Below are 24,538 nucleotides of genomic sequence, written 5' to 3' on the forward strand. Positions count from 1 at the left end.
TCGTAGAGACCCTGCGGGGAAGGGAAGTTCGGCGGGAACGCGTGCTTCACAGACACTGGTTCTCCCGTCGTCGTCCCGGCGCGCCAGTGCGTGCAGCTGGCAGGTCACGGGGGGTGGGCGTTTCCGCTGGGGACGACGTTGGCCCGAGCAAGACGGAACCTATCACCGGCCCACGGCGCCGGCGCACGGTGTTTCAGGCCGTGGGACCGGACGTGGAGCGCTCGTCGGCGTCCTCCGCGGACGGGTCCGGGTCCGGCTCGCGGGTGCGCACGACCTCCTCGCGGCCCGGGTGACGCCGGGCCGAGACGGCGAGGTAGATCGCCGCGAGGACGAAGAGCACGATCGAGGTCCACACGTTGAGCCGCAGGCCGAGGACGTCGTTCATCTGCACGTCGTCGATGCGCAGGTTCTCGATCCACCCGCGCCCAGCGGTGTAGAGCATCACGTAGAGCGCGGCGACGCGCCCGTGGCCGAGCCGGTAGCGGCGGTCGAGCCAGATCAGGACCGCGAAGGCACCGAGGTTCCACAGGCACTCGTAGAGGAACGCCGGGTGGAACGTCGCGACGTCGAGGTACTGCGACGGACGGTTGGCCACGTCGATCTCCAGGCCCCACGGCAGGTCGGTCGGACGGCCGTACAGCTCCTGGTTGAACCAGTTGCCCCAGCGTCCCAGCGCCTGGGCGACCAGGACGCCCGGGGCCAGTGCGTCGAGCAGCGGCAGGAGCTTGATCCCGCGCAGCCTCGCTCCGATCCAGATGCCCACGATGCCCAGCGCGATCGCGCCCCAGATGCCGAGTCCGCCCCGCCAGACGTAGAGCGCGGTGACCGGGTTCCGGCCCTCCCCGAAGTAGAGCTCCCAGTCGGTGATGACGTGGTAGAGCCGGCCGCCGACCAGGCCGAACGGGATCGCCCAGATCGCGAGGTCGCTCACGTCGCCGGCCTTGCCGCCGCGGGCGACCCAGCGGCGCTCGCCGAGCCAGATGGCGAAGACGATGCCGAGGATGATGCTCAGCGCGTAGCCGCGGATCGGCACCGGCCCGAGGTGCCACACGCCCTGCGACGGGCTGGGGATGGACATCAGGACCACCATCGGGGACGGCAGGGGCAGCATGGTGGCACTCATCCTTCGTCGAGCAGCAGGGCGACGTCGCCGGCGAGCTCGGCCTGGGAGACGTCCTGGTCCCACATCATGGTGGACTCGTCATCGGCGTCGATGGCCAGGACCCGCGTGCCGTGGGTGACCTCGTAACCGCCGCTCGGCAGCTTCTCACCCTGGTCGACCGCGACAGCCATGCTGCGCGCCACGCCGATGATGTCGTCGAGCGGGCCGGTCACGCCGACGATGCTGTCGTCGAAGGCGCTGACGTAGTCCTCGACGACCTCGCCGGTGTCACGGGCCGGGTCGGTGGTCACGAAGACCACGTCGAGGCGCTCCTTCTGCTCGTCGTCGAGCCGGGCGAGCGTGCCCGCCAGCGTCGCCATCACCTGGCCGCAGATGTCGGGGCAGCTGGTGTAGCCGAAGAAGACCAGCGTGAGGTCCTTGTCGGTGTCCTCGGTCAGGCTGTACGCCGCTCCGCTGGTGTCGACCAGCGCGGTCGGGTCGACCTCGAAGGGCGGGTCCAGCACCGTGCCGGAGAGCTCGCCGCTCGCCGCGCCCGGTCCCGCTCCGACCTCGCTGCCGCAGGCGGCCAGCAGCCCGAGCAGCGCGAGTCCCGCGAGGGCCCTACCTCGCGCCACGGCGTACGCCCTCGGCGAGATCGGTGGTGAGCGCACGCAGCGCCTCGAGCCCCGCGTCCTGGTCGCCGGCGTGGTCGAGCAGGCAGCGCACGAACGCCGAGCCGACGATGACGCCGTCGGCGTAGGCGGCGACGTCGGCTGCCTGGTCGCCGTTGCTGACGCCGATGCCGACCGCGACAGGGATGTCGCCGTTGGCGCGCACCCTCTCCACGAGCGGCCCCGCGAGGTCCGAGCTCGCGTCACGGGCACCGGTGACGCCCATGACGGCCGCGGCGTAGACGAAGCCGCGGCTCTCGGCGGCCGTCATCGCGACGCGGTCGTCGGTGGAGCTGGGGGCGACCAGGAACACCTTGTCGAGGTCGTGCGCGTCGGCCGCGTCGATCCACGCCGACCCGTGGTCCGGCGTGATGTCGGGCGTGATCATCCCGGCACCCCCGGACTTCGCCAGGTCGCTCGCCCACCGCTCCACGCCGTAGCGCTCGATCGGGTTCCAGTAGGTCATGACGAGGGTCGGCACGCCGGTCTCGGCGACGGCCTCGACCACGCGCAGGACGTCGGCGGTGCGGACGCCGCCCTCGAGCGCCTGCTGAGCGGCGGCCTGGATGGTGGGCCCGTCCATCACCGGGTCGCTGTAGGGCAGGCCGATCTCGATCACGTCGCACCCGGCCTCGACCATCGCGCGCAGTGCAGTGATCGAGCCCTCGACGGTCGGGAAGCCTGCGGGCAGGTAGCCGACGAGGGCCGAGCGGCCCTCGGCACGGGCCTTGTCGAACGCCTGGGTGGTCGAGGCGGTGGTCGAGGTCATCAGGCCTCCTCCCCCGGCGCCGTCGCGATGACCGGCTCGGCCTCGCCGTCGGCGTCGCCGAGCCCGAACCACTCGATGGCCGTGCCCATGTCCTTATCGCCGCGACCGCTCAGGTTGATGATCACCGTCGCGTCAGGGCCCTTCTCCTCGCCCAGGCGGCGGGCCACGTCGAGCGCGCCGTAGACCGCGTGCGCGGTCTCGATCGCCGGGATGATGCCCTCGGTGCGGCTCAGCAGCGCCATGGCCTCCATGGCCTGGGCGTCCGTGACGGGCGTGTACGTCGCCCGCCCCAGGGCCGCGAGCCACGAGTGCTGCGGACCCACGCCGGGGTAGTCGAGCCCGGCGGAGATGGAGTGCGACTCCACGGTCTGGCCGTCCTCGTCCTGGAGGACGTAGGTGCGCGCGCCGTGCAGGACGCCGGCCTCGCCTGCGTGGATGGTGGCCGCGTGGCGACCGGTCTCGACGCCGTCTCCTCCGGGCTCGAAGCCGTGGATCTCGACGCCCTCGTCCTCGAGGAACGCCGTGAACAGCCCGATCGCGTTGGAGCCGCCGCCGACGCACGCCGCGACCGCGTCCGGGAGGACGCCGTACTGGTCGAGGCACTGCTGGCGCGCCTCGTCGCCGATGCCGCGGCAGAAGTCACGGACCATGCTGGGGAACGGGTGCGGACCTGCCGCAGTGCCGAACAGGTAGGCCGTGTGGTCGACGCTGGCGACCCAGTCCCGCATGGCCTCGTTGATGGCGTCCTTCAGCGTCGCGCTGCCGGACTCGACGGGGACGACCTTGGCACCGAGCAGCTGCATGCGGGCGACGTTGAGCGCCTGGCGGCGGGTGTCGACAGCGCCCATGTAGACCGTGCAGTCGAGGTCGAAGTAGGCCGCGGCAGTCGCACTCGCGACACCGTGCTGGCCGGCCCCGGTCTCGGCGATGACGCGGGTCTTGCCCATCCGCTTGGTCAGCAGCGCCTGGCCCATCACGTTGCGGATCTTGTGGGCACCGGTGTGGTTGAGGTCCTCGCGCTTGAGCAGCACCCGGGCGCCGACGGTCCGCGAGAGCCGCTCCGCGTGGTAGAGCCGGCTCGGGGTGCCGGCGTAGTCGCGCAGCACCCGCTCGAACTCGCCCACGAAGGCCGGGTCGGCCATCGCGTCCTGCCAGGCGTCGGTCAGCTCGTCCAGCGCGGCGACGAGGGCCTCGGGCATGAAGCGCCCGCCCCACGTCTGGCCGAAGTAGCCGCGCTCGTCGGCGTCGTACTGCACGGGCTGGGTCGTCTGCTGACTCACGGTGCCGTCACTCCTGTCATCGCACGTACGGCGGCCTCGGGGTCGCCGTCCTTGACCAGTGCCTCGCCGACCAGCACCACGCCTGCTCCCTCGGAGACGAAGCGCTGGACGTCGGCGACGCCGGTGATGCCGCTCTCGGCGACCTTGACCACGTCGGCGTGGATCTGGGGCGCGAGGCGCCCGAAGACGTCCGCGTCGACCTCGAGGGTCTTGAGGTTGCGGCTGTTGACGCCGATCAGCTCGGCGTCGAGCGCCAGGGCCCGCTCGGTCTCGGCCTCGTCGTGCACCTCGACCAGCACGGTGAGGCCGAGCTCGCCGGCCTCGTCGTGGAGGCGGCGCAGCGTGTCGTCGTCGAGGGCCGCGACGATCAGCAGGGCCAGGTCGGCGCCGGCGGCCCGCGCCTCGACGAGCTGGTAGGTCTCGACGATGAAGTCCTTGCGCAGGATCGGGGTGTCGACCGCGGCGCGGACCGCCCGCAGGTCGGCCAGGCTGCCGCCGAAGCGACGCTCCTCGGTGAGCACCGAGATCGCCGCCGCACCACCACGGGCGTACGCCGACGCGAGCACCGCCGGGTCGGGGATGTCGGCGAGGTCGCCCTTGCTCGGGCTGCGCCGCTTGACCTCGGCGATGACGCTCGAGCCGCGGGCGCGGAAGTGCGGCATGGGGTCACGCGGAGCCGGGGCGTCGGCGAGGTGCGCGAGGAGCTCGGACAGCGGGAGGTCGGCCTCGCGGCGCGCGAGGTCCTCACGGACGCCCGCGACGATGTCGTCGAGCACGGAACCGGTCGCAGGCATGCAACAACCCTCTCACCCGGGGCCAGCCCGGGAGGGGCCGGTGCCCAGGGGTCGGACCGGGCGCGGCCCGGCCCGGGATCAGTGCTCGGAGCTGTGGAAGCCGAGCTTGGACAGCACGAGGAAGAGCGGGAACGCGAGCGTCGCGACGACGAGACCGATCCAGAGCAGCGTCATCTGGGTCGGGACCTGGAGCAGGGCGACGCTGCCCACCACGAAGCCGAGCATCGCGACCGACACCGCGGTCCAAGCAGCGGGGGTGTTGCCGTGGCCAGCAGCCATGGGGAGTGCTCCTTCGTCGGATCTACGCTTGCGTGCCGAAGTCTAGGTGGTGGGGTCACGGCCCTCGTCGAGGGCCTTCCAGATGTCGATGTTCTCCTGCGGCCCGGCGTCGTGGGCATCCGTCGCGCCGGCGCCGGTGGGGGCGTCGTAGCGGGTGCCCATCTCGGGCCAGCGGGGCACGAGGACGACCGCGGCGGCACTCGCCGCGACGCTCAGCAGCGCCCCGACGGCAGCGGCGGCGTACCAGCCCGTGAGGTCGGTGGCGACGGTGTCGGTGCCCGACGCGCGGAGCAGTGCGTCGGCGAGCTTGTCGGGCAGGCTCCAGAAGGCCTCCACGACCGTCGCCACCAGGCCCACGGCCGCGACGAGCCCGAGCGCCGCCACCGCCCGCCGGACGCGACCGCGGGTGACGAGCAGGACGCCCCAGCACGCCAGCAGCACGAGTGCGAGCGCAGCGGCGAGCGGCGACTCCTGGACGCTGTCGAGGGAGAGCGCGGACGCCATCGCCGAGTCGGCGGCCGTGTCCACCGCGCCGGAGCGGCCGGCGACCCACGGCTTGCTGCCCGCCACGGCGGAGAGCCCGGCGGCCGCCACACCGACGAGGACGACTGGGCCGAACCCACCGCGCCCCTGAGTCCGCTCAGCCATCGAACCGGTGCACCAGGTCGGCGTCGAAGCACGTCCGGTCGCCGGTGTGGCAGGCACCGTCGACCTGGTCGACGACGAAGAGGAGGGTGTCGCCGTCGCAGTCGAGGCGCACCTCCTTCACCTCCTGGGTGTGGCCGGAGGTCTCGCCCTTGACCCAGTACTCGCGCCGCGACCGGGACCAGTACGTCGCGCGCCCGGTCGCGAGGGTGCGGGCCAGCGCCTCGTCGTCGACCCACGCCAGCATCAGCACCTCGCCGGACCCGTGCTGCTGCACGACGACGGGGACGAGCCCCTCTGCGGTGTGACGCAGGCGGGACGAGATGGCGGGGTCGAGGGACGGAACAGGGAGGTTCACGGGTCCATCGTCTCAGCCTCGCGGCTGCGCCACGTCTCCGCACAGGCCCGCGTGACCGGCCCCGGGGCCGGCAGGTCGCGGTCGTCCCACCGGGCGATGGCCTGCACGTCCCGGGTCGTGGAGGCCAGGAACGCCTCGCTGCAGCGCTCGAGGACCTCGGCCAAGGGCTCGTCGACCTCCCGCGCGCCGCACCACTCCACCACCAGGGCGCGCGTGACCCCGGCCAGGCAGCCTGATGCCAGGCTCGGCGTGCGGAGCTCGCCGTCGACGACGTAGAAGACGTTGCTGCCCGTGCCCTCGCAGAGGTGACCCGCGGTGTTGGCGAGGACGGCCTCCGTGCCGCCACGCTCCGTGGCGTGCGCGAGCGCGATGACGTTCTCGGCGTACGACGTGGTCTTGAGGCCGGCGGTGGCTCCGTGCTCGTTGCGTGTCCACGGCACGGTGACGACACGGGTGCTCGCAGGCGCGGGCTCGAGGGCGCTGTAGGCGACCACCAGCGTCGGCGGGCCGCCGCCGCGCCCGGACCCCATCGGGTGCGGGCCCGCGGTGAAGGTGATCCGAAGGCGACCCATCGGGTCGCCGGCCGCGCCCTCCACGACCGCCTGCACCCCGCGGCGTACGGCGTCGAGGTCGGGGGCGGGCAGTCCGAGCCCCGCGGCCGAACGCTCGAGCCGGGTCAGGTGGCGGGTCAGCGCGAACGGGACGCCGTGCAGGGTCTTCACCGCCTCGAAGACACCGTCCCCGACGGTGAACCCGTGGTCGGTGACCGTCACGGCCCCCGCGGTCGGATCGGCCATCAGGTCGCCGTTCAGCCATACGCGCATGGCGCCACTCTAGGGCCGCCCCACGCACCTCACGAGCCACTCGAACACGCGAGACGGGGGACCCGATTTTGGCCCCGCGCAACCCGTGTACTACTGTTCTACTCGCACTCAGGCCGGGAAACCGGCAGGAGCACGCAGGCGGACATAGCTCAGTTGGTAGAGCGCAACCTTGCCAAGGTTGAGGTCGCGAGTTCGAGTCTCGTTGTCCGCTCGGAAGGTCTCCCCCGTTCATTTCGGAACCTCCACGGTGGGTTGGCCGAGAGGCGAGGCAACGGACTGCAAATCCGTCTACACGGGTTCAAATCCCGTACCCACCTCGCATCACACAAGTTCACACGGGCGATTGGCGCAGCGGTAGCGCGCTTCCTTGACACGGAAGAGGTCACTGGTTCAAACCCAGTATCGCCCACCAGCATCACCGAAGGCCCCGGAGAGATCCGGGGCCTTCCGGCATTTCGGCCGGATGCAGCCGGGTGACGGGCATACTCCCCGGGTGACCAGCACCGGGACCTCCCACGACCGCACCTTCCACCCGACGCGGACCGCGCGCCGGGCGTACGCGGTCAATGCCGGCATCGCCTGGCTGGGCGTGGTGCTGACAGTCGTGCTGTCGGCGCTCGGGTGGTACCGCGAGGCCCCGGTCGAGGCCGGTCTCTACGGCGACACCCGCGACGGTCTCGGCGGCGCGCTCGCGCGGGTGATGGACACCTTCAGCTACTTCACGATCTGGTCCAACGTCGTCGTGGCGGCCTCGACGACGATGCTGCTGCGACGTCCGGTGCGCGACACGCTCGTGCAGCGGGTGCTGCGGCTCGACGCGCTGCTGATGATCACCGTCACCGCGATCGTCTACCAGGTGCTGCTCGCGCCGACGATCGACGTGGAGGGGTGGTCGCTGCTGACCGACCCGATCCTGCACGTCGTCACCCCGCTGGTCACGGTCGTCGTCTGGGCGGTGTGGGGACCGCGCGGCTGGATCAGCGCGCGGCTGGTGCCGCTGGCCCTCGTCGTTCCGCTCGCGTGGATCGGTTGGATGATGCTGCGCGGCGCCGTCGTGGGTGCCTATCCCTACGGCTTCGCCAACGTCACCGAGCTCGGCTACGCCTCGGTGTCGCTGACGCTCGTCGCGATCCTGGTCTTCGGCCTGGTGGTCGCGGCGGCGTACTGGGGCGTGGACGCGCTGCTGCGCAGGCGCTCGGCTCAGAACTCGTAGCCGAACTCCCGGATCGTGCGGGCGAAGCGCTCCGCCACGATCTCGGCGTCCCCGGGACCGTAGAGCTCGCGGTAGTGCGGGCCGCTCCCCTGCTTGGCGTGCGGGAGGTCGAGCTCGAAGCCCAGTCGCGCCGAGATGTCGGCCACCGCGGCCGGCAGCTCCTCGTAGCGGTAGACCTCGTCGACGACGACCTGCCCGCCGAGGCGGTAGAGCCGCTCGTTGAGGGCGAGCCGCTCCATGCGGCGAGGCGTGCGCACGAACTCGGCGAACGTCTTGGTGAAGGTCGGCTTGCGGGCGCTGTAGCGGTAGGACGAGGCGACCACGTCGAAGGGGTTCCGCTCGACGGCGAAGGTGAAGTAGGCGTCCCACGTCTCGCGACCGATCACCTCGATGACGCGGCGAGCCCCCATGTGGGCGTACGAGCTGGGGTCGGTGTCGTCGTTCTGCGGGCCCACTCCCCCGGCGGCGGCGCGCAGCACCTCGTCGTCCGGGCTGATCCGGGTGACGACGTCCTCGGGTCCGCAGTGGCGCGACAGGGCGATCTCGAGGCTGGTGCCGGCGGTCTTGCGGGTCTTGACGAAGACGAAGCGGTGGCGGTGGGAGGCGATCACGCGCGAGGACCTAGTCGTCCTCGTCGGCCAGCGTCTCGCCGTGCGTGCCGGGACGGGGCGCCCACGGCAGCTCCTTGGCCGGACGCACGACGATCAGCCGGTCGCCGCGCGCGAGCAACGACACCACGGGGTCGAAGTAGCGGTAGACCTTCTCGTCGCGGACCACGGCGATCACCTGGTCGGGCAGCGACTGCGGCTGCTTGCCCACCTCGTTGACGAGCAGGTCCCGCTCGGCGACCTCGAGGCCCTCGCCGTAGGTCATCAGGTCCTCCATCACCGAGCCCAGCTCCGGCGACATGGAGGAGAGCCCGAGGAGGCGGCCGACCGCGTCGGAGGAGGTGATGACGGAGTTGGCGCCCGACTGGCGCATCAGCGGGACGTTCTCGTGCTCGCGAACCGCTGCCACGATCCACGCGTCAGGGTTGAGCTGGCGCACCGTGAGGGTGACGAGCACGTTGGAGTCGTCGCGGTCGGTGGTGATGATGACGTGGGTGGCCCTCTCGGCGCCGGCCTGGCGCAGCACCCCGCGACGGGTGGCGTCACCGGAGATGACCACGAGCCGGTCGCGGTTGCCGTCGGCGACCGCCACCGGGCTGGGGTCCACCACGACGATCGCGTCGCGGTCGTAGCCGTTGTTGAGGAGGGTCTCGATCGCGCTGCGGCCCTTGGTGCCGTAGCCGACGACGACGACGTGCTGGTCCATCTTCTTCCTCCACCGGGAGACCCGGAGCATCTCGCGTCCCTGGGAGGCGAGGACCTCCAGGGTGGTGCCGATCAGCAGGACCAGGAACGCGATGCGGGCCGGGGTGATGACCAGTGCGTTGACCAGGCGCGCCTGTGGCGACACCGGGGCGATGTCGCCGTAACCGGTCGTGCTGAGCGTGACGGTCGTGTAGTAGAACGCGTCGAGCAGGCTGATCTCGTTCTTCGGGTCGTTGCCGTCCCGGTAGCCCTCGCGGTCGAGGTAGACGAGCAGCACGGTGCCCACCAGGATCGACAGGGCGATCAGGACGCGACGTCCCAGCTCCCACCACGGCGACCTGATCTGCTCGGGCAGCGACACCCGGCCGACGCTGGGCTGGTGGCTCGACGTCGACACGGTCAGGAGTCTCGCACGCCCATGCGCCCGCGCAGGCGCTGGACCAGCTCGAGTCGCGCGCGCATCGTGTTCTTCTGGGGGAAGACGGTGTCGAAGGCGGCGTTGACCGCCGCACCGATGAGCACCGCCAGGGCGAGGAGGTAGAGCCAGAGCAGCACCGCGATGGGGGCGGCGAGGGGCCCGTAGATCGAGCGCGACTCGGCCGCGGTGACCGTCAACGTCCAGCGCAGGACGTACGACCCCGCGATCCAGCAGAACAGCGCGAAGGCGGCGCCGGGGAGGTTGAAGCTCCAGTTGGTCCGCACCGGCACCGACACGTGGTAGAGCGTGGCGAGGAAGCAGATGCAGACCACGAGCACCACGGGCCAGTAGAGGCTGTTGAGGAAGTCGAGCCGCTGCGGCAGCACCCGGTCGACCAGCGAGGGGCCGGCGACCACGAGCGGGAGGCTGAGCGCCCCGGTGACCATCGCCAGGACGTAGAGCACGAAGGACAGCGCACGGGTCGCGACGATCCCGCGGTGCCCCCCGAGGCCGTGCATGATCGTGATGGTGTCGACGAAGACGTTGAGCGCGCGCGAGCCCGACCACAGCGCGAGGATGAAGCCGATCGAGATCACGTCGTAGCGCCCGCCGTCGAGGACCGTGTCGATCGTCGGACGGATGATCGTGTTGACCGCCTTCTCCGTCAGCGCCTGCCGCGAGACCTCCAGCACCGCGTTGCGCACGTCATCGATCTGGGTGGCGGAGAACTGCTCGCTGACGAAGCCCACGGCGCCGGCGAGGGCGAAGATCAGCGGCGGCACCGACAGCACCGCGAAGAACGCCGCCTCGGCGGCCAGACCGGTCACCCGGTGCCGCAGGCACGAGCCGACCGTCGTCACGACGATGCGCCACAGCTGGACGCGCCACCGCCGCACGAGCACCTCGGCGCGGCGCGGGGCGGGGCTGTCCTCGCGCGCCTCGGCCATGGACGTCACGCTAGCGAGTGGAGGGGGCCGACCGCCGAATCCGGGCGGCGGGTTGTCCCGCGGCCGTGGGCGGCGTCACGCCCGCAGCGCCTACGGTGGCACCCATGACCGACCTCGTCGAGACCGACCACCACGACGACCTCCTCGACCTCCGGGCTGCGACCAACCAGGTGCCGCCGCTCGTCGGGCACCACGTCGTCACCTCCGACCTCGCGCTCACCGAGGCCGTCACCCGCCTGGGGTCGGCGGCCGTCGTCGACGACCTCGCCGCCCTGGGTGCGGAGGCGGGGTCCGAGGAGGCGCGTGAGCACGGGATGCTCGCCAACCGCCACCACCCGGAGCTGGTGCCGTACGACCGCTTCGGCACACGCATCGACGAGGTGGCCTTCCATCCCTCGTGGCACTGGCTGATGGAGCGGGCCGTGGGCCACGGCCTCCAGGCCGCGCCGTGGGAGCGGCAGGAGGCCGGCGACGTGCACGCGCACCTGCGCAGGGCGGCGGGCTTCTTCGCCTGGTCGCAGACCGAGCCCGGGCACGGCTGCCCGATCTCGATGACGTACGCCGCCGTGCCGGCGCTGCGGGCCGACGACGCGATCGCGAAGGAGTGGACGCCGCTGCTCGCCGCACGCGCCTACGACCCGGGCGTGCGGGCGCCCTCGGACAAGGCCGGTGCGCTCGCCGGGATGGGGATGACCGAGAAGCAGGGCGGCTCCGACGTGCGGGCCAACCGCACGCAGGCCCTTCCGACCGCCGACGACGGCTGGTACGCCCTGCGCGGGCACAAGTGGTTCACCTCCGCGCCCATGAACGACGTCTTCCTCGTCCTGGCGCAGGCGCCGGGCGGGCTGACCTGCTTCGTCGTGCCGCGCGTGCTGCCCGACGGCAGCCGCAACCGGATCGACGTGGTGCGCCTCAAGGACAAGCTGGGCAACCGGTCCAACGCCTCCAGCGAGCTCGAGCTCGACGGCACGCTCGCCCAGCGCCTCGGCGAGGAGGGGCGCGGCGTGCGCACCATCATCGAGATGGTCGCCGCGACCCGCCTCGACTGCGTGCTGGGCTCGGCCTCGCTGATGCGGCGCGCGCTCGCCGAGGCGTCGTGGCACGTCGGCCACCGCTCCGCGTTCGGTGGGCTGCTGGTCGACAAGCCCCTCATGCAGAACGTGGTGGCCGACCTGGCCGTGGAGTCCGAGGCCGCCACCGCACTGGCGATGCGACTCGCCTCGGCGGTCGACCGGCCCGGCGACGCCCACGAGGTCGCGCTGCGCCGCATCGCCCTGCCGCTGGCGAAGTTCTGGGTCTGCAAGCGCACCCCGGCGATGGTGGCCGAGGCGATGGAGTGCCTCGGCGGCAACGGCTACGTCGAGGAGTCCGGGCTGCCGCTCCTCTTCCGCGAGTCGCCGCTCAACTCCATCTGGGAGGGCTCGGGCAACGTCAACGCGCTCGACGTCCTGCGCGCCCTCGGCCGCGAGCCCGAGGTGCTGCACGCGTGGATCGCCGAGGTCGGTGCCGCCCGGGGCGGTGACAGCCGGCTCGACCGGGCGGTCGACGACACCCTGGCGATGCTCGGGGACACCGCCGGTCTCGAGGCAGGGGCCCGGCGCCTGGCCGGGCAGATGGCGGCGTGCCTGCAGGGCTCGCTGCTGGTGCGCTTCTCCCCGCCGGAGGTCGCCGACGCCTTCTGCGGCAGCCGCTTCGGCACGTCGTACGGCGGCACGTTCGGCGTGCTGACCAGCGGGTCGCTGCGCGCCGTGGTCGAGCGGGCGACCCCGCGCACCTGAGCGCGTCACGGTCTTTGTGACGATCGCCCGCGGGGACGGCCGGCGCGCACTACCGTTGCCCCGTTCACCAAGGGGGGAAACTCGTGTCCAGCCAGTCCAGCACGCTCTTCACCGTCGGCACCCTGCTCCGGCACGCCCAGGACTCCGGCGCGCCCGTGCGCGTGCTGGTGCAGGGCACGTGGCTCGACGGCCGCATCGTCGGCGCGGACAGCCTCGGCGTGATCCTCGACGACGGCAACGCCCAGCAGGTGCTGGTGCGCCTGGACTCCATCGTGGCCGTGGCCTTCTCCCGCGCCGACATCGACGACGACCGGGACGAGGACGCGCGCGCCCACGGACGACGGCGGCGCGACCCGATCGAGGCCGGTCCCGTCGGCGGTTGAGCCCAACCCCGCACGTCGCATCAAGGTTCACCGAAGGGCTCTCGCACGCTGCCGCATTCGCGCCGCGCCGCCCCCGCCGCGGCCCTACCGTCGGCACATCGACGGCCGTGGGAGGCGATGCGCATGACGAAGATCAGCAGCACGATGCTCAGCGTGGGGACGCTGCTGCGCCGCGCCGAGGACACGGGAGCGGCGGTGCGGGTGCTCGTCCAGGGCACCTGGCTCGACGGTCGGGTGCTCGGGTGCGACGGCCTCGGCGCGGTCCTCGACGACGGCGACGGCCACCAGTCGCTCGTGCGCCTCGACTCCGTGGTGGCGGTGACGTTCTCGCGCGTGCAGATGGAGGAGCCCGACACCGCGCGCGCCCACGGCGGCGGCGCGAGCGGGCCGATCGAGGCCGGCCCGGTCACCGTGCCCCCGCAGTCGCGGGGCGAGCACACCCCCCTCAGCCCAGCGCCGTACTGACGACCTCCCGCGCCTCCGCCTGCACCTGCGCGAGGTGCTCGGGGCCGCGGAACGACTCGGCGTAGATCTTGTAGACGTCCTCGGTGCCGCTGGGGCGTGCGGCGAACCACGCGGACCCGGTGGTCACCTTGAGGCCGCCGATCGTCGCGCCGTTGCCGGGCGCCTCGGTGAGCTTGCCCGTGATCGACTCCCCCGCCAGCGTCGTGGCGGACACGTCGTCGGGCGAGAGCGCGCCCAGCTTGGCCTTCTCCTCGCGGCTCGCCGGGGCGTCGATGCGGGCGTAGGCCGGGTCGCCGTGGCGCGCCACCAGGTCGGCGTAGTGCTCGCTCGGGGTTCGCCCGGTGGCCCCCAGGATCTCGCTGGCCAGCAGCGCGAGCAGCAGCCCGTCCTTGTCGGTGGTCCAGGTCGATCCGTCGCGGCGCAGGAAGGACGCGCCGGCGGACTCCTCGCCACCGAAGCCGAACGAGCCGTCCATCAGGCCCGGCACGAACCACTTGAAGCCCACCGGCACCTCCACGAGCGGCTTGCCGATCGACTCCGCGACCCGGTCGATCATCGAGCTCGAGACCAGCGTCTTGCCGATGCGCGCGGTGTCCGGCCAGCCCGGCCGGGCGCCGCCGAAGAGGTAGCCGATGGCGACGGCGAGGAAGTGGTTGGGGTTCATCAGGCCCGCGTCGGGGGTCACGATGCCGTGGCGGTCGGCGTCGGCGTCGTTGCCGGTGGCGATGGCGTACTCGTCCTTGCGCTGCACCAGCGACGCCATCGCGTGCGGCGAGGAGCAGTCCATCCGGATCTTGCCGTCCCAGTCGAGCGTCATGAAGCGCCACGTCGGGTCGACCAGCGGGTTGACGACCGACAGGTCGAGGCGGTGGCGCTCGGCGATCTCGCCCCAGTAGGCCACGCTCGCCCCGCCCAGCGGGTCGGCGCCGATCCGCACGCCGGCGTCGCGGACCACGTCGAGGTCGAGCACGTTCGGCAGGTCGTCGACGTAGGTGCCGAGGAAGTCGTAGGAGCCGACCGCCGCCCGCGCCTTCGCGAACGCCACCCGCCGCACGCCCTCGATGTTGCCGCGGATCAGCTCGTTGGCCCGCGCCGCGATCACGCTCGTGGCGTCGGAGTCGGCCGGGCCGCCGTGGGGCGGGTTGTACTTGAAGCCACCGTCCTGCGGCGGGTTGTGCGAGGGGGTGACCACGATGCCGTCGGCCAGGCCCGCCCCCGTCGTACGCCCCTGGTTGGCGCGGATGATCGCGTGGCTCACCGCCGGGGTCGGGGTGAAGCCGTCCCGGTCGTCGACCAGCACGGTGACGTCGTTGGCGACGAGCACCTCCAGCGCGGTCGCCCACGCCGGCTCGGACAGCGCATGGGTGTCGCGGCCGATGAAGAGCGGGCCGTCGTAGCCCTGCTCCTCGCGGTAGTCGCAGATCGCCTGGGTCGTCGCCGCGATGTGGACCTCGTTGAAGGACGTGTCCAGCGACGTCCCGCGGTGCCCGCTCGTGCCGAAGGCGACCTGCTGGGTCACGTCGTCGGGGTCGGGCTCGAGGTCGAAGTACGCCGTGACGAGGTGGGAGACGTCGACCAGGTCCTCGGTGCGAGCGAGCTGTCCGGCGCGTTCATGGGTGGCCATGGCCCCATCTTGGTGGGTCCGGCAACTCCCGTCGAGAAAGGCGCACGGCGGTTGTCGATTCCGGGCGGGTCGGTCCGTCACAGTGGTGGGACCGCACCCGGCGGGCCCGTGGGAGTCAGGAGACCGAGATGACCGAGTACGTCGTGTTGATCGTCGGTGACGCCGATCGCTGGTGGACCACCATGACCGAGCAGGAACGCAGGGACGGCTACGCCGAGTACGGGCGCTTCGCCCAGCAGCTCGGCGAGCGCGGCCACCGCATCGTCGGCGGGGCCGAGCTGCAGCCCAGCGCCACGATCCGCACCGTCCAGCCCGGCGGCGCGACCGTCACCGACGGGCCGTTCGCGGAGACCGCGGAGCAGGTCGGCGGCTACTTCCACATCGAGACCGACGACCTCGACGACCTGCTCGAGTGCTGCAGGATCATCGCCGCGCTGGGCGACGCCGTGCAGGTGGTCCCGACGGTCGTGCCCGAGACGAGGCCGTCATGAAGTACCTCGTGCTGCTGATCGGCGACGGGGCGGAGAAGCCCTGGCCCGAGCAGTCGGAGTCGGAGCAGGAGGCAGCAATGGCGAAGTTCGGCGCGTTCGACGCCGCCTGCGCGGCCCGCGACGGTGTCGAGCTGCTGGCGGGCGAGGCGCTCAGCGGCCCGCAGGACGCGACCGTCATGCGGACCACGAGTGGACAGGTGCAGCTGACCGACGGCCCCTACGCGGAGGTCATCGAGGCGATGGGCGGCTTCTACCTCCTCGAGGCACCCGACCTCGACGTCGTGGTCGACCTGCTGCGCCTGCTCCCGCCCTACGACATCCAGATCCATCCCACCGTGGACGTGACGCCCTGAGCCCGTCGGACCCGGCGCTCGAGCAGGTGGTGCGCGAGGAGTGGGGCCGCCTGGTCGCCCTGCTCCTCGCGCAGTTCCGTCGCCTCGACCTGGTGGAGGACGCCCTCGGGGACGCCGTCGAGGCGGCCAGCCGCACCTGGCCGACCGACGGCGTGCCCACGAACCCGGCCGGCTGGCTGATGACCGCGGCGAAGCGTCGGGTCGTCGACCGGCTGCGCACCGAGGCGGTCGCCGCGCGCAAGCAGCCGCTGCTGCTCACCGACGCCGAACGCCACCAGGAAGGAGCGCGCACCATGGCCGACGGCGGCAGTCTCCTGGAGGACGACGTCCTGCGGCTGGTGCTGATGTGCGCCCACCCGGCCCTCGCCCCCGAGTCCGCCACCGCGCTCAGCCTGCGACTGGTCCTCGGCGTGCCCACCGCCGACATCGCGCGGCTCTTCCTCGTGCCGGAGCCCACGATGGCGGCCCGGATCACCCGCGCCAAGAAGCGCATCGTCGGGGCCGGCATCCCCTTCGCCGTCCCCGACGCCTCGGCACTCCCCGACCGCCTGGACACGGTCGCGCAGACCGCCTACCTCGCCTTCACCGCCGGCTACTCCCCCGGGACCGGACCGGACCTGCTCCGCGCCGAGCTCTCCGGAGAGGCGATCCGGCTGGTGCGGGTCGTGCTCTCCCTGCGGCCCGACGAGCCCAGCCTGGTCGCGCTGCTGGCGCTGATGCTCCTGCAGCACTCGCGCCGCGACGCGCGCGTCAGCGACGGCCGGCTCGTGCTGCTCGCCGACCAGGACCGCACCCGCTGGCACCACGACGAGGTCGCCGAGGCGGTGCGGCTCCTCGCCGCACCCCGCCTGGCCGGCCCGGTGACACCCCTCGCGGCGGCGTACGCCCTGCAGGGCCGGATCGCGGCCGAGCACGCCACCGCCGCGAGCGCCGCAGACACGCGCTGGGACCGGATCATCGGCCTCTACGACCTGCTGCTGCAGGTGTCGCCGGCACCGTCGGCCCGTCTCGCGCGGGCCGTCGCCGTGGCCGAGCACCTCGGCCCGGCCGCGGGGCTCGACGCGCTCGAGGGCGTGGAAATCCCCGACAGCCACCGCCCGGCGTCGGTGCGCGCCCAGCTGCTCGCGCGTGCGGGCGACGCCGACGCCGCGCGCGCGGCGTACGACCAGGCGATCGCGGCATGCCGCAACGACGTCGAGCGCGCCTTCCTGCTCAGCCGCCGCGACGAGCTCGACGGCTAGTCCTGCGGCACCTTCTGCTGCTTGGCGAGCACCGTGAGTCCCTCGTCCACGACGAACCCGCGGGCGCGGTCCTCCTCGTGGTCGACGCCGATCCGCGCACCTGGCGGGACGACCACGCCCTTGTCGATGATCGCGTTGCGCACGACGGCACCCTCACCGACCTGCACCCCGTCCATCAGCACGGAGTCCGAGACCTCTGCGCCGTCCTTGACCCACACCGCCGGCGAGAGCACCGACTGGTTGACCGAGCCGCCACTGACGACGACGCCGGGCGAGAGGATCGAGTTGAAGGTCGACACACCCGCACCGCTGGCGCCCTCGACGAGCTTCGCCGGAGGGTGCGGTCCGTAGCTGGTGTAGATCGGCCACGCGTTGTTGTAGAGGTTGAAGACCGGCAGCGGCGAGACCAGGTCCTTGTGGGCGTCGTAGTAGGACCGCATCGTCCCGACGTCGCGCCAGTAGCCGCGGTCACGGTCGGTCGAGCCCGGGACCTCGTTGTCCTTGTAGTCGTAGACCGCGGACTCCGCCTTGTCGACGAACCACGGCACGATGTCGCCGCCCATGTCGTGCTTGGACTCGCCGCGGTCGGCATCGCGCGTGACGGCGTCGACCAGGGCGTCGGCGGTGAAGACGTAGTTGCCCATGCTCGCGAGCACCTCGTCGGGCGAGTCGGGCAGGCCCACGGGGTCGGTGGGCTTCTCGAGGAAGGCGCGGATCTTCTGCGGGTTCGCGGGGTCCACGTCGATGACGCCGAACTGGTCGGCCAGGCTGATCGGCTGGCGGATCGCCGCGACCGTGCAGCCGGCACCCGACTCGACGTGGTCGGCCACCATCTGCGAGAAGTCCATGCGGTAGACGTGGTCGGCGCCGACGACCACGACGATGTCCGGCCGCTCGTCGGTGAGCAGGTTCAGCGACTGGAAGATCGCGTCCGCGCTGCCGAGGTACCACCGCTTGCCGACGCGCTGCTGGGCCGGCACCGGGGTGACGTAGTTGCCGAGCAGGTTCGACATCCGCCAGGTCGTGGTGACGTGGCGGTCGAGGCTGTGCGACTTGTACTGCGTCAGCACGACGACCTTGAGGTAGCCGGAGTTGACGACGTTGGACAGCGCGAAGTCGATGAGGCGGTAGATCCCCCCGAACGGCACCGCCGGTTTGGCGCGGTCGGCCGTCAGGGGCATCAGTCTCTTCCCCTCGCCGCCGGCGAGGACGACTGCGAGGACCTTCTTGCGCGAGGGCGTGATGGCCATGCGATGAAACTATCCCCCAGCGGGGGCGCGGTCGACCACCCGCGGGCACTAGGTTCGGTTCATGCGCATCGACGTCCTCAGCAAGGAGTACCCCCCGGAGGTCTACGGAGGTGCCGGGGTGCACGTCGCGGAGCTCGTCCGGGCGTTGCGTGTCCAGCCCGACGTCGACGCCCGGGTGCGCTGCTTCGGGGCGCCGCGCTCGGAGCCCGGCACGACTGCGTACGCCGAGCCGTCGTCGCTCGCCGACGCCAACGCCGCCATCCGCACACTGGGCGTCGACCTCGCGATGGTCGACGACTGTGCCGGCGCCGACCTGGTCCACTCCCACACGTGGTACGCGAACATGGCCGGGCACCTCGCCGGCCTGATGCACGGCATCCCCCACGTCGTCAGCGCCCACTCGCTGGAGCCGATGCGGCCGTGGAAGGCCGAGCAGCTCGGCGGCGGCTACGCCCTGTCGAGCTGGGCGGAGCGCACGGCGTACGAAGGTGCCGCCGGCATCGTCGCGGTGAGCGCTGCCATGCGTGACGACGTGCTGCGCAGCTATCCGCTGGTCGACCCCGCGCGGGTGCACGTGGTGCACAACGGCATCGACACCACCGAGTGGTCGCCGGTCGCGAATCCCGACCGCGTGCGCGAGCTCGGCGTCGACCCCGACCGGCCCAGCGTGATCTTCGTCGGCCGGATCACCCGGCAGAAGGGCCTGCCGCTCTTCCTGCGCGCGGCCGCCGCGCTGCCGCCCGAGGTGCAGCTCGTCCTGTGCGCCGGTGCGCCGGACACCCCGGAGATCGAGGCCGAGGTGCGCGGCCTCGTCGAGGACCTCGCCTCCACCCGCTCCGGCGTGGTCTGGATCGCGGAGATGCTGCCGCGCCCCGACGTCGTCGCGCTGCTGAGTGCCGCGACCGTCTTCGCCTGCCCGTCGATCTACGAGCCGCTCGGCATCGTGAACCTCGAGGCGATGGCCTGCGAGACCGCCGTCGTCGCGACCGCCACCGGCGGCATCCCCGAGGTCGTCGTCCACGGCGAGACCGGCTGGCTGGTGCCGATCGAGCAGGCCACCGACGGCACCGGCACGCCGCTGGACCCCGAGCGCTACGTCGCCGACCTCGCAGCCGCGCTGACCGACGCCGTGTCGGACCCCGACCGGGCACGCGCCCACGGCGAGGCCGGTCGTCGACGCGCGCAGGAGTCCTTCAGCTGGGACGCCATCGCCGGCCGGACGCTGGAGCTCTACCGCTCGCTGACCTGACCGCCGCAGACACGCAGGCATTGATCAGCGGTCAGTCCTGCGGTCGCGCTCGCACGACGGCCGGGCGTCGTCCTATGTCGGCGTGTCCCCGGCCTGTGGAGAGACGACACCGCGCACCGGCAGTTCTCGCCATGATCGGTGGATGGACGTGGGCGAGGTGATGGAACGGCACGGCGGCATGTCCACGCGCGCCGCACTCGTCCGCGCGACCTCCCGGGCCGAGGTGGACCGGGCCCTCGCCGACGGGTCGGTGGTGCGTGCCGGCCAGGGCCGCTACGTCCTGCCCGACGTCGACGCGGCCGCACGCACGGCGCACGCGATGAACGGCGTCCTGTGCCTGACGAGCGCCGCCCTCCACCACGGTTGGGCGGTCAAGACAGCTCCGGACACACCGCACGTGCTCGTCCCGCGGAAGCGCAACGTGCCCGAGCACCTTCGCCGCGAGGTCGTGCTGCACAGACGCGACCTCGGACCGGACGACGTCTCGGGCGGGGCCACGAGCCGCGAGCTGACCCTGGAGCAGTGCCTGCGGCTCCTCCCGTACGACGAGGCGCTCGCGATCGCGGACTCCGCGCTGCGCCACGGTGAGCACGCCACCCTCGCCCGCGCTGCAGCGCTCGTCCGGGGTCGCGGGCAGCGCCAGGCCGCACGGGTGGCGCGCGAGGCACGCGCCGAGTCGGCGAACCCGTTCGAGTCGGTCACCCGCGCGATCTGCCACGGCGTACCCGGACTCCACGTCGAGCCGCAGGTCACGATCTGCGATGCGTTCGTGTGGGCGCGCCCCGACCTGGTCGACCGTGCGCTCGAGGTGGTCGTGGAGTGCGAGTCGTACGAGTGGCACGGCGACCGCGCGGGGTTCCGCAAGGACGTGCGCCGCTACACGCTGCTCACCGCATCCGGCTGGATGGTGCTCCGGTTCACCTGGGAGGACGTCATGCTCCGTCCGGACTGGGTGCACGCGGTGCTCGCGCGCACCGTTGCCGCTCGCGCGCGGGCATTGGTCGACCGCAGCCTCCCTGTCGCTGCGTGAGGCGTACGGGCAGGACGACCATCGCCCGCGTGTCTGCGCGTCTGCGCGTCTGCGACCGAGCCGTACGACGACGGCGTGCCCCGGACCGCAACGGTCCGGGGCGCGCCAGCGACGGTCAGCGGCCGACGGGCACCGTTGGACTCCCTGCGCGCGGTGGTCGAGGCGCTGCGCCAGCGACCTAACGGCCTCTCCGCCACCGAGGCCGCGACGGCCGTCGGCGTCTCACGCGTGACCGCCCGTCGCTACCTCGAGCACCTCGCCGACGAGGGCCGGGTCACCCGGTCGCCGCGCTACGGCGGCGCCGGGCGCCCGGAGGTCGGCCACGTCTGGGCCGGAGCGGCGATCAGCTGAGGACGAGCCCGGGGTAGAGCGGGTGCTTGTCGAGCATCTCGGCCGACTGCTTCGTGACGCGGTCCGCGACTCCGTCGCCCAGGACGTACGACGCCTTGCTGGGACCGCCGGCCTTGGTCGTGCCGGCCTCGGTGTTGCTGAGCACGTCGACGATCAGCTCGGCGACGGTGTCGAACTCCTCGTGGCCGAAGCCGCGGGTGGTGAGGGCGGGGGTGCCGAGACGGACGCCGGAGGTGTACCACGCGCCGTTGGGGTCGGCCGGGACCGAGTTGCGGTTGGTGACGACGCCGGCGTCGAGGAGCGCCGACTCGGCCTGGCGGCCGGTGAGGCCGAAGGACGACACGTCGAGCAGCACGAGGTGGTTGTCGGTGCCGCCCGTGACGAGGTTCGCGCCACGGGTCAGGAAGCCCTCGGCCAGCGACTTGGCGTTGTCGGCGACCTTCTGCGCGTAGGTCTGGAAGGACGGCTGGCGGGCCTCGGCGAAGGCCACGGCCTTGGCGGCCATCACGTGCGAGAGCGGACCGCCGAGGACCATCGGGCAGCCGCGGTCGACGTCGGCGGCGAACTCCTCCTGCGCCAGCACCATGCCGCCGCGGGGTCCGCGCAACGACTTGTGGGTCGTGGTGGTGGTGAGGTGGGCGTAGGGAACCGGGTCCTCCTCGCCGGTGAAGACCTTGCCGGCCACCAGTCCGGCGAAGTGGGCCATGTCAACCATGAGCACGGCGCCGACCTCGTCGGCGATCTCGCGCATCTTCGCGAAGTTCACCCGGCGGGGATAGGCGGAGTAGCCGGCGACGAGCACCAGCGGCTTGAACTCGCGCGCCTTGGCCGCGACGGCGCCGTAGTCGAGCAGCCCCGTCTCCGGGTCGGTGCCGTACTGCTGCTGGTGGAACATCTTGCCGCTGATGTTGGGGCGGAAGCCGTGGGTGAGGTGGCCGCCGGCGTCGAGCGACATGCCGAGCAGGCGCTGGTTGCCGAACTCGTGGCGCAGGGTCTCCCAGTCCGCCTCCGACAGCTCGTTGACGTTCTTGGCCTGCATCCTGGCCAGGTAGGGGCTCTCGACCTTGTTGGCCAGGATCGACCAGAACGCCACCAGGTTCGCGTCGATGCCGGAGTGCGGCTGGACGTAGGCGTAGGGCGCGCCGAACAGCTCGCGGGCGTGCTCGGCGGCGAGGGTCTCGACTGTGTCGACGTTCTGGCAGCCGGCGTAGAAGCGGTGGCCGACGGTGCCCTCGGCGTACTTGTCGCTGAACCAGGTGCCCATGGTCATCAGCACCGCCGGCGAGGCGTAGTTCTCCGAGGCGATCAGCTTCAGCGAGCTGCGCTGGTCGGCCAGCTCCTGGCGGGTGGCCTCGGCGATCCGCGGCTCGACCGCCGCGATGACCTCGAGGGCCTGGGAGTACGCACTGCTGATCAGGGAGTCCGTCATGACCCCAGCCTAGAGCGGCCGGGGTCGGTCGCGAACAGGGGAGCGTTTGCGTGAACACGCGCCCCTGCGACGACATACCCTCCGGGGGACGAAGGGGTCATCATGCGCACTCATCTCGGGGCCTTGCTCTGTGCGACGGTCCTGGCGACCGCCGCCCTGCACCTCGTGCCCGGCACGCCCGCTCCGGCCCAGGCGGCAGACGCCCCGTCGCTGACCGTCTCCGACGGCGCGCGGATGTATCCCGACTACAGCCCCACGACGAGCAGGTACGCCGTTCACGCGTCGCGCGACGGGTCCGTTCGCGTCGAGGTCACCGGCGCCACGCAGGTGTGGTTCGACGGCGTCCCCGACGCCAACGGCGCCGCGACCTTCACCGACGTCGTCCCGGGTGAGGAGATCTCGGTCTTCGTCGGGACCGCGTCGGGGCGGCGCACCCACGCGCTCCACGTGCTGCCGCCGGCCTTCCCCACCCTCGAGGCTGACGCCACAGGGGGCCCGGTGGAGCCTGGCCACCTCGCCCTCACCCTCGACAGCTTCGTCGGGAGTGCGGCCCCGCGATTCGAGGCCGTCGTCGACCGCCACGGCGTACCGGTCCACGTGCGAGCGCACTCCGAGCGTTCGATCGACCTCAAGCTCGCGGCCAACGGGCGCTTCACCGTCCACCGGGACACCACCACCCCGGGCCGCACCGGCCGTGCGCTCGTCGAGCTCGACGACCGCTTCCAAGAGGTGCGTCGCCACGAGACGTCGGGCCTCGTCGACACCGACGACCACGACTCGCTCCTGCTCCCGGACGGTTCGCGGTGGCTGCTCGCCTACGAGCCCGACGCCTCCACCGGGCTGATCGACTCGGTCATCCAGCACCTCGCGCCTGACGGCACGCTGCGCTGGCAGTGGACGAGCGCGCCGTACGCCGACGAGACGGCCGTACCGGGCAACCCCGACTACTCGCACATCAACTCCATCGACGTGCAGCCGAACGGCGACGTGCTGGCCTCCTTCCGCAACCTCAGCTCGGTCTTCCTGATCCGGCCCGGGGCCGACGACGAGGTCGTGTGGAAGCTCGGTGGGCGCGACAGCGACTTCGCCTTCCCCACGCTGCCCGACGGGACCGCCGACGTCGGCCCGTGCGCCCAGCACTCCGCGAGCATCCTGCCCAACGGCAACGTGCTGCTCTTCGACAACGGCTCCTCGACGTTCTTCGGACAACCGCTCTGCGTCGACCAGCAGGACCCGCAGCGCGGCTCGGTCGAGCGGCCGACGTCCCGCGTCGTCGAGCTCGAGCTCGCGCTCTCCACCGGCACGGCCACGCCGGTGCGGACCTACGGCGAGACCACACGGTTCGCGTGGTTCATGGGGTCGGCGGCCCGGATGCCCGCAGGCAACGTGCTCATCGGCTGGTCCTCCGCCACGGAGTCGATCGCCTCCGAGACCGATGCACAGGGCGCGACCGTCTGGCGGCTGCGCGACACCCGAGAGCCCGTCAACGGCAGCACCCCGAGCCCCTACATCACCTACCGGGCCGCCCTCGTGCCCGCGCGCGACGGTTTCGACCCGGAGGTCGTGCTGGACGGGCCGGCGGACGGCGTCGTCGTGCCCCAGGGGTCCGATGTCCCGGTCGCGTTCTCCTGCACCGATCGCGGCGGCTCCACGCTCCAGGCCTGCGACGGTCCGGCCGGACGCCGCCTCGACACCAGCGCTCCCGGCTCCCGCAGGTGGTCGGTGACCGCCAGCGACGGCTCCGGGCGTACGACGACCCGCTCGAGGACGTACACCGTCCTCGCCGCCCCGGCGGCTGCGGCCGACCCGCCGGTCACTGCTCCCCCGGCGCCCGCGCGCGCGGATCTCTCGATCCGGGTCCCGCGCACCCGCTGGGTCGGCGTCGGCGCGCTGCTGCCCGAGGCCCAGGACCTGCGCCTGTCCGTGCGTCCCGGGTGGACCGCCTCGGCGACCGTCCGCCTCACCAACACCGGAGACAGCCGGGGCCGCTTCGTGCTCCGGGCGCCGGCCTCGCTGGCGCGAGGGGCGCTCGAGGCGTCGTACGTCCACCGAGGCACCGTCCGCACGCGGGCGCTGGACCGTGACGGGTGGCGCACCCCGGCGCTGGCGCCGGGCGAGTCCCTCCGGCTGGCGGTGCGCGTGGCGGCGCGCCCCACGGCACGTCCCGGTCGGAGCGCGCTGCGCGTCACCGCGGCGTCAGCGGCGGGTCGCGACCGGGTCCGCGTGGTCCTCCGGGTTCGCGCGCGCTGATGTGACCTGGGACGCACTCCTGCTCCCGCCG

At 72.3% G+C, this 24,538-nt stretch carries 26 protein-coding genes and 3 tRNA genes; 14 read left to right on the forward strand and 15 right to left on the reverse strand.

Going from position 1 to position 24,538, the window contains the following annotated elements; all coding sequences use genetic code 11:
- Nucleotides 1-193: 193 nt before the first annotated feature.
- The 9 genes from lgt to K4G59_RS15655 all read right to left on the reverse strand — a co-directional run bounded on the left by lgt (nt 194) and on the right by K4G59_RS15655 (nt 6,722).
- A complete protein-coding gene (gene lgt / locus K4G59_RS15615) occupies nt 194-1,111 on the reverse strand; it encodes a prolipoprotein diacylglyceryl transferase (protein ID WP_231251987.1) in 918 nt (305 codons plus the stop codon).
- Nucleotides 1,112-1,119: 8 nt separating this feature from the next.
- Complete coding sequence (locus tag K4G59_RS15620; RefSeq protein WP_231251988.1) at nt 1,120-1,737, reverse strand: SCO family protein; 618 nt, start codon at nt 1,735-1,737, stop codon at nt 1,120-1,122.
- Nucleotides 1,724-2,542 (reverse strand): tryptophan synthase subunit alpha, encoded by an 819-nt coding sequence (trpA, locus tag K4G59_RS15625; RefSeq protein ID WP_231251989.1) that lies wholly within the window; start codon nt 2,540-2,542, stop codon nt 1,724-1,726. The genes K4G59_RS15620 and trpA overlap by 14 nt, the downstream gene beginning before the upstream one ends.
- Nucleotides 2,542-3,822: a tryptophan synthase subunit beta gene (trpB, locus tag K4G59_RS15630; protein WP_207085174.1), complete on the reverse strand. Its 1,281-nt coding sequence runs from the start codon at nt 3,820-3,822 to the stop codon at nt 2,542-2,544. Before trpB ends, trpA begins: the two co-directional genes overlap by 1 nt.
- A complete protein-coding gene (gene trpC, locus K4G59_RS15635) occupies nt 3,819-4,616 on the reverse strand; it encodes an indole-3-glycerol phosphate synthase TrpC (protein ID WP_231251990.1) in 798 nt (265 codons plus the stop codon). The genes trpB and trpC overlap by 4 nt, the downstream gene beginning before the upstream one ends.
- 78 nt (nt 4,617-4,694) lie before the next feature.
- On the reverse strand, nt 4,695-4,895 hold the full coding sequence (locus tag K4G59_RS15640; RefSeq protein ID WP_231251991.1) for an HGxxPAAW family protein: 201 nt from the start codon (nt 4,893-4,895) through the stop codon (nt 4,695-4,697).
- Nucleotides 4,896-4,937: 42 nt separating this feature from the next.
- Nucleotides 4,938-5,543, reverse strand: coding sequence for a Trp biosynthesis-associated membrane protein (locus tag K4G59_RS15645; protein ID WP_231251992.1), 606 nt, complete (start codon nt 5,541-5,543; stop codon nt 4,938-4,940).
- Nucleotides 5,536-5,898, reverse strand: a complete 363-nt coding sequence (gene hisI / locus K4G59_RS15650) for a phosphoribosyl-AMP cyclohydrolase (protein ID WP_231251993.1) — start codon at nt 5,896-5,898, stop codon at nt 5,536-5,538. Before hisI ends, K4G59_RS15645 begins: the two co-directional genes overlap by 8 nt.
- Nucleotides 5,895-6,722 (reverse strand): aminotransferase class IV, encoded by an 828-nt coding sequence (locus K4G59_RS15655; RefSeq protein ID WP_231251994.1) that lies wholly within the window; start codon nt 6,720-6,722, stop codon nt 5,895-5,897. The genes hisI and K4G59_RS15655 overlap by 4 nt, the downstream gene beginning before the upstream one ends.
- Nucleotides 6,723-6,860: 138 nt before the next feature.
- Between K4G59_RS15655 and K4G59_RS15660 the strand changes: the two genes are divergently transcribed.
- The 4 genes from K4G59_RS15660 to K4G59_RS15675 all read left to right on the forward strand — a co-directional run bounded on the left by K4G59_RS15660 (nt 6,861) and on the right by K4G59_RS15675 (nt 7,935).
- Nucleotides 6,861-6,933: transfer RNA gene (locus K4G59_RS15660), tRNA-Gly, on the forward strand.
- A 35-nt stretch (nt 6,934-6,968) separates the two neighbouring features.
- A tRNA-Cys gene (locus K4G59_RS15665) sits at nt 6,969-7,039 on the forward strand.
- Between the two features lie 20 nt (nt 7,040-7,059).
- Nucleotides 7,060-7,134, forward strand: a tRNA-Val gene (locus tag K4G59_RS15670).
- Between the two features lie 81 nt (nt 7,135-7,215).
- The gene (locus K4G59_RS15675; RefSeq protein ID WP_231251995.1) at nt 7,216-7,935 is read left to right on the forward strand and encodes a Pr6Pr family membrane protein; all 720 of its coding nucleotides are present in this window, start codon (nt 7,216-7,218) and stop codon (nt 7,933-7,935) included.
- Here the strand turns inward: K4G59_RS15675 and K4G59_RS15680 are convergent.
- The 3 genes from K4G59_RS15680 to K4G59_RS15690 are packed head-to-tail and all read right to left on the reverse strand — an operon-like array spanning nt 7,923 to nt 10,613.
- Nucleotides 7,923-8,546 (reverse strand): hypothetical protein, encoded by a 624-nt coding sequence (locus K4G59_RS15680; protein WP_231251996.1) that lies wholly within the window; start codon nt 8,544-8,546, stop codon nt 7,923-7,925. The genes K4G59_RS15675 and K4G59_RS15680 overlap by 13 nt on opposite strands.
- A gap of 10 nt (nt 8,547-8,556) precedes the next feature.
- On the reverse strand, nt 8,557-9,645 hold the full coding sequence (locus K4G59_RS15685) for a potassium channel family protein (RefSeq protein ID WP_231251997.1): 1,089 nt from the start codon (nt 9,643-9,645) through the stop codon (nt 8,557-8,559).
- Between the two features lie 2 nt (nt 9,646-9,647).
- The gene (locus K4G59_RS15690; protein WP_231251998.1) at nt 9,648-10,613 is read right to left on the reverse strand and encodes a YihY/virulence factor BrkB family protein; all 966 of its coding nucleotides are present in this window, start codon (nt 10,611-10,613) and stop codon (nt 9,648-9,650) included.
- Between the two features lie 104 nt (nt 10,614-10,717).
- On the opposite strand from K4G59_RS15690, the gene K4G59_RS15695 reads away from it, so the two are divergent.
- The 3 genes from K4G59_RS15695 (at nt 10,718) to K4G59_RS15705 (ending at nt 13,239) form a co-directional block, all read left to right on the forward strand.
- Complete coding sequence (locus tag K4G59_RS15695; RefSeq protein WP_231251999.1) at nt 10,718-12,391, forward strand: acyl-CoA dehydrogenase family protein; 1,674 nt, start codon at nt 10,718-10,720, stop codon at nt 12,389-12,391.
- Between the two features lie 83 nt (nt 12,392-12,474).
- Nucleotides 12,475-12,774, forward strand: coding sequence for a hypothetical protein (locus K4G59_RS15700; RefSeq protein WP_231252000.1), 300 nt, complete (start codon nt 12,475-12,477; stop codon nt 12,772-12,774).
- Nucleotides 12,775-12,897: 123 nt separating this feature from the next.
- Complete coding sequence (locus K4G59_RS15705) at nt 12,898-13,239, forward strand: hypothetical protein (protein WP_231252001.1); 342 nt, start codon at nt 12,898-12,900, stop codon at nt 13,237-13,239.
- Here K4G59_RS15705 and pgm read toward each other — a convergent pair.
- Nucleotides 13,220-14,863 (reverse strand): phosphoglucomutase (alpha-D-glucose-1,6-bisphosphate-dependent), encoded by a 1,644-nt coding sequence (gene pgm / locus K4G59_RS15710; RefSeq protein ID WP_231252002.1) that lies wholly within the window; start codon nt 14,861-14,863, stop codon nt 13,220-13,222. The two genes, K4G59_RS15705 and pgm, sit on opposite strands and share 20 nt — an antisense overlap.
- A gap of 128 nt (nt 14,864-14,991) precedes the next feature.
- Between pgm and K4G59_RS15715 the strand changes: the two genes are divergently transcribed.
- Genes K4G59_RS15715 through K4G59_RS15725 form a run of 3 tightly spaced genes read left to right on the forward strand, consistent with a single transcriptional unit; the run spans nt 14,992 to nt 16,948 of the window.
- Nucleotides 14,992-15,354, forward strand: coding sequence for a YciI family protein (locus tag K4G59_RS15715; RefSeq protein WP_231252003.1), 363 nt, complete (start codon nt 14,992-14,994; stop codon nt 15,352-15,354).
- On the forward strand, nt 15,351-15,707 hold the full coding sequence (locus tag K4G59_RS15720) for a YciI family protein (protein WP_231252004.1): 357 nt from the start codon (nt 15,351-15,353) through the stop codon (nt 15,705-15,707). The genes K4G59_RS15715 and K4G59_RS15720 overlap by 4 nt, the downstream gene beginning before the upstream one ends.
- A 26-nt stretch (nt 15,708-15,733) precedes the next feature.
- Nucleotides 15,734-16,948: an RNA polymerase sigma factor gene (locus K4G59_RS15725; protein ID WP_231252005.1), complete on the forward strand. Its 1,215-nt coding sequence runs from the start codon at nt 15,734-15,736 to the stop codon at nt 16,946-16,948.
- Here the strand turns inward: K4G59_RS15725 and glgC are convergent.
- Complete coding sequence (gene glgC / locus K4G59_RS15730) at nt 16,945-18,192, reverse strand: glucose-1-phosphate adenylyltransferase (RefSeq protein WP_231252048.1); 1,248 nt, start codon at nt 18,190-18,192, stop codon at nt 16,945-16,947. The genes K4G59_RS15725 and glgC overlap by 4 nt on opposite strands.
- Before the next feature lie 67 nt (nt 18,193-18,259).
- Between glgC and glgA the strand changes: the two genes are divergently transcribed.
- From glgA to K4G59_RS15745, 3 genes are all read left to right on the forward strand, one after another.
- Complete coding sequence (gene glgA, locus K4G59_RS15735) at nt 18,260-19,447, forward strand: glycogen synthase (protein WP_231252006.1); 1,188 nt, start codon at nt 18,260-18,262, stop codon at nt 19,445-19,447.
- A gap of 142 nt (nt 19,448-19,589) precedes the next feature.
- Nucleotides 19,590-20,477 carry a PDDEXK family nuclease gene (locus tag K4G59_RS15740; RefSeq protein ID WP_231252007.1) on the forward strand — a complete coding sequence of 296 codons (888 nt, stop codon included), beginning with the start codon at nt 19,590-19,592 and terminating at the stop codon, nt 20,475-20,477.
- Between the two features lie 75 nt (nt 20,478-20,552).
- Nucleotides 20,553-20,828 (forward strand): helix-turn-helix domain-containing protein, encoded by a 276-nt coding sequence (locus K4G59_RS15745; protein WP_231252008.1) that lies wholly within the window; start codon nt 20,553-20,555, stop codon nt 20,826-20,828.
- Here K4G59_RS15745 and K4G59_RS15750 read toward each other — a convergent pair.
- A complete protein-coding gene (locus tag K4G59_RS15750) occupies nt 20,821-22,257 on the reverse strand; it encodes a glycine hydroxymethyltransferase (protein ID WP_231252009.1) in 1,437 nt (478 codons plus the stop codon). The two genes, K4G59_RS15745 and K4G59_RS15750, sit on opposite strands and share 8 nt — an antisense overlap.
- Before the next feature lie 102 nt (nt 22,258-22,359).
- Between K4G59_RS15750 and K4G59_RS15755 the strand changes: the two genes are divergently transcribed.
- A complete protein-coding gene (locus K4G59_RS15755) occupies nt 22,360-24,507 on the forward strand; it encodes an arylsulfotransferase family protein (protein WP_231252010.1) in 2,148 nt (715 codons plus the stop codon).
- Nucleotides 24,508-24,538 lie beyond the last annotated feature (31 nt).

Origin of the sequence: Nocardioides furvisabuli (assembly GCF_021083185.1) — a bacterium.
Taxonomy (GTDB): domain Bacteria; phylum Actinomycetota; class Actinomycetes; order Propionibacteriales; family Nocardioidaceae; genus Nocardioides; species Nocardioides furvisabuli.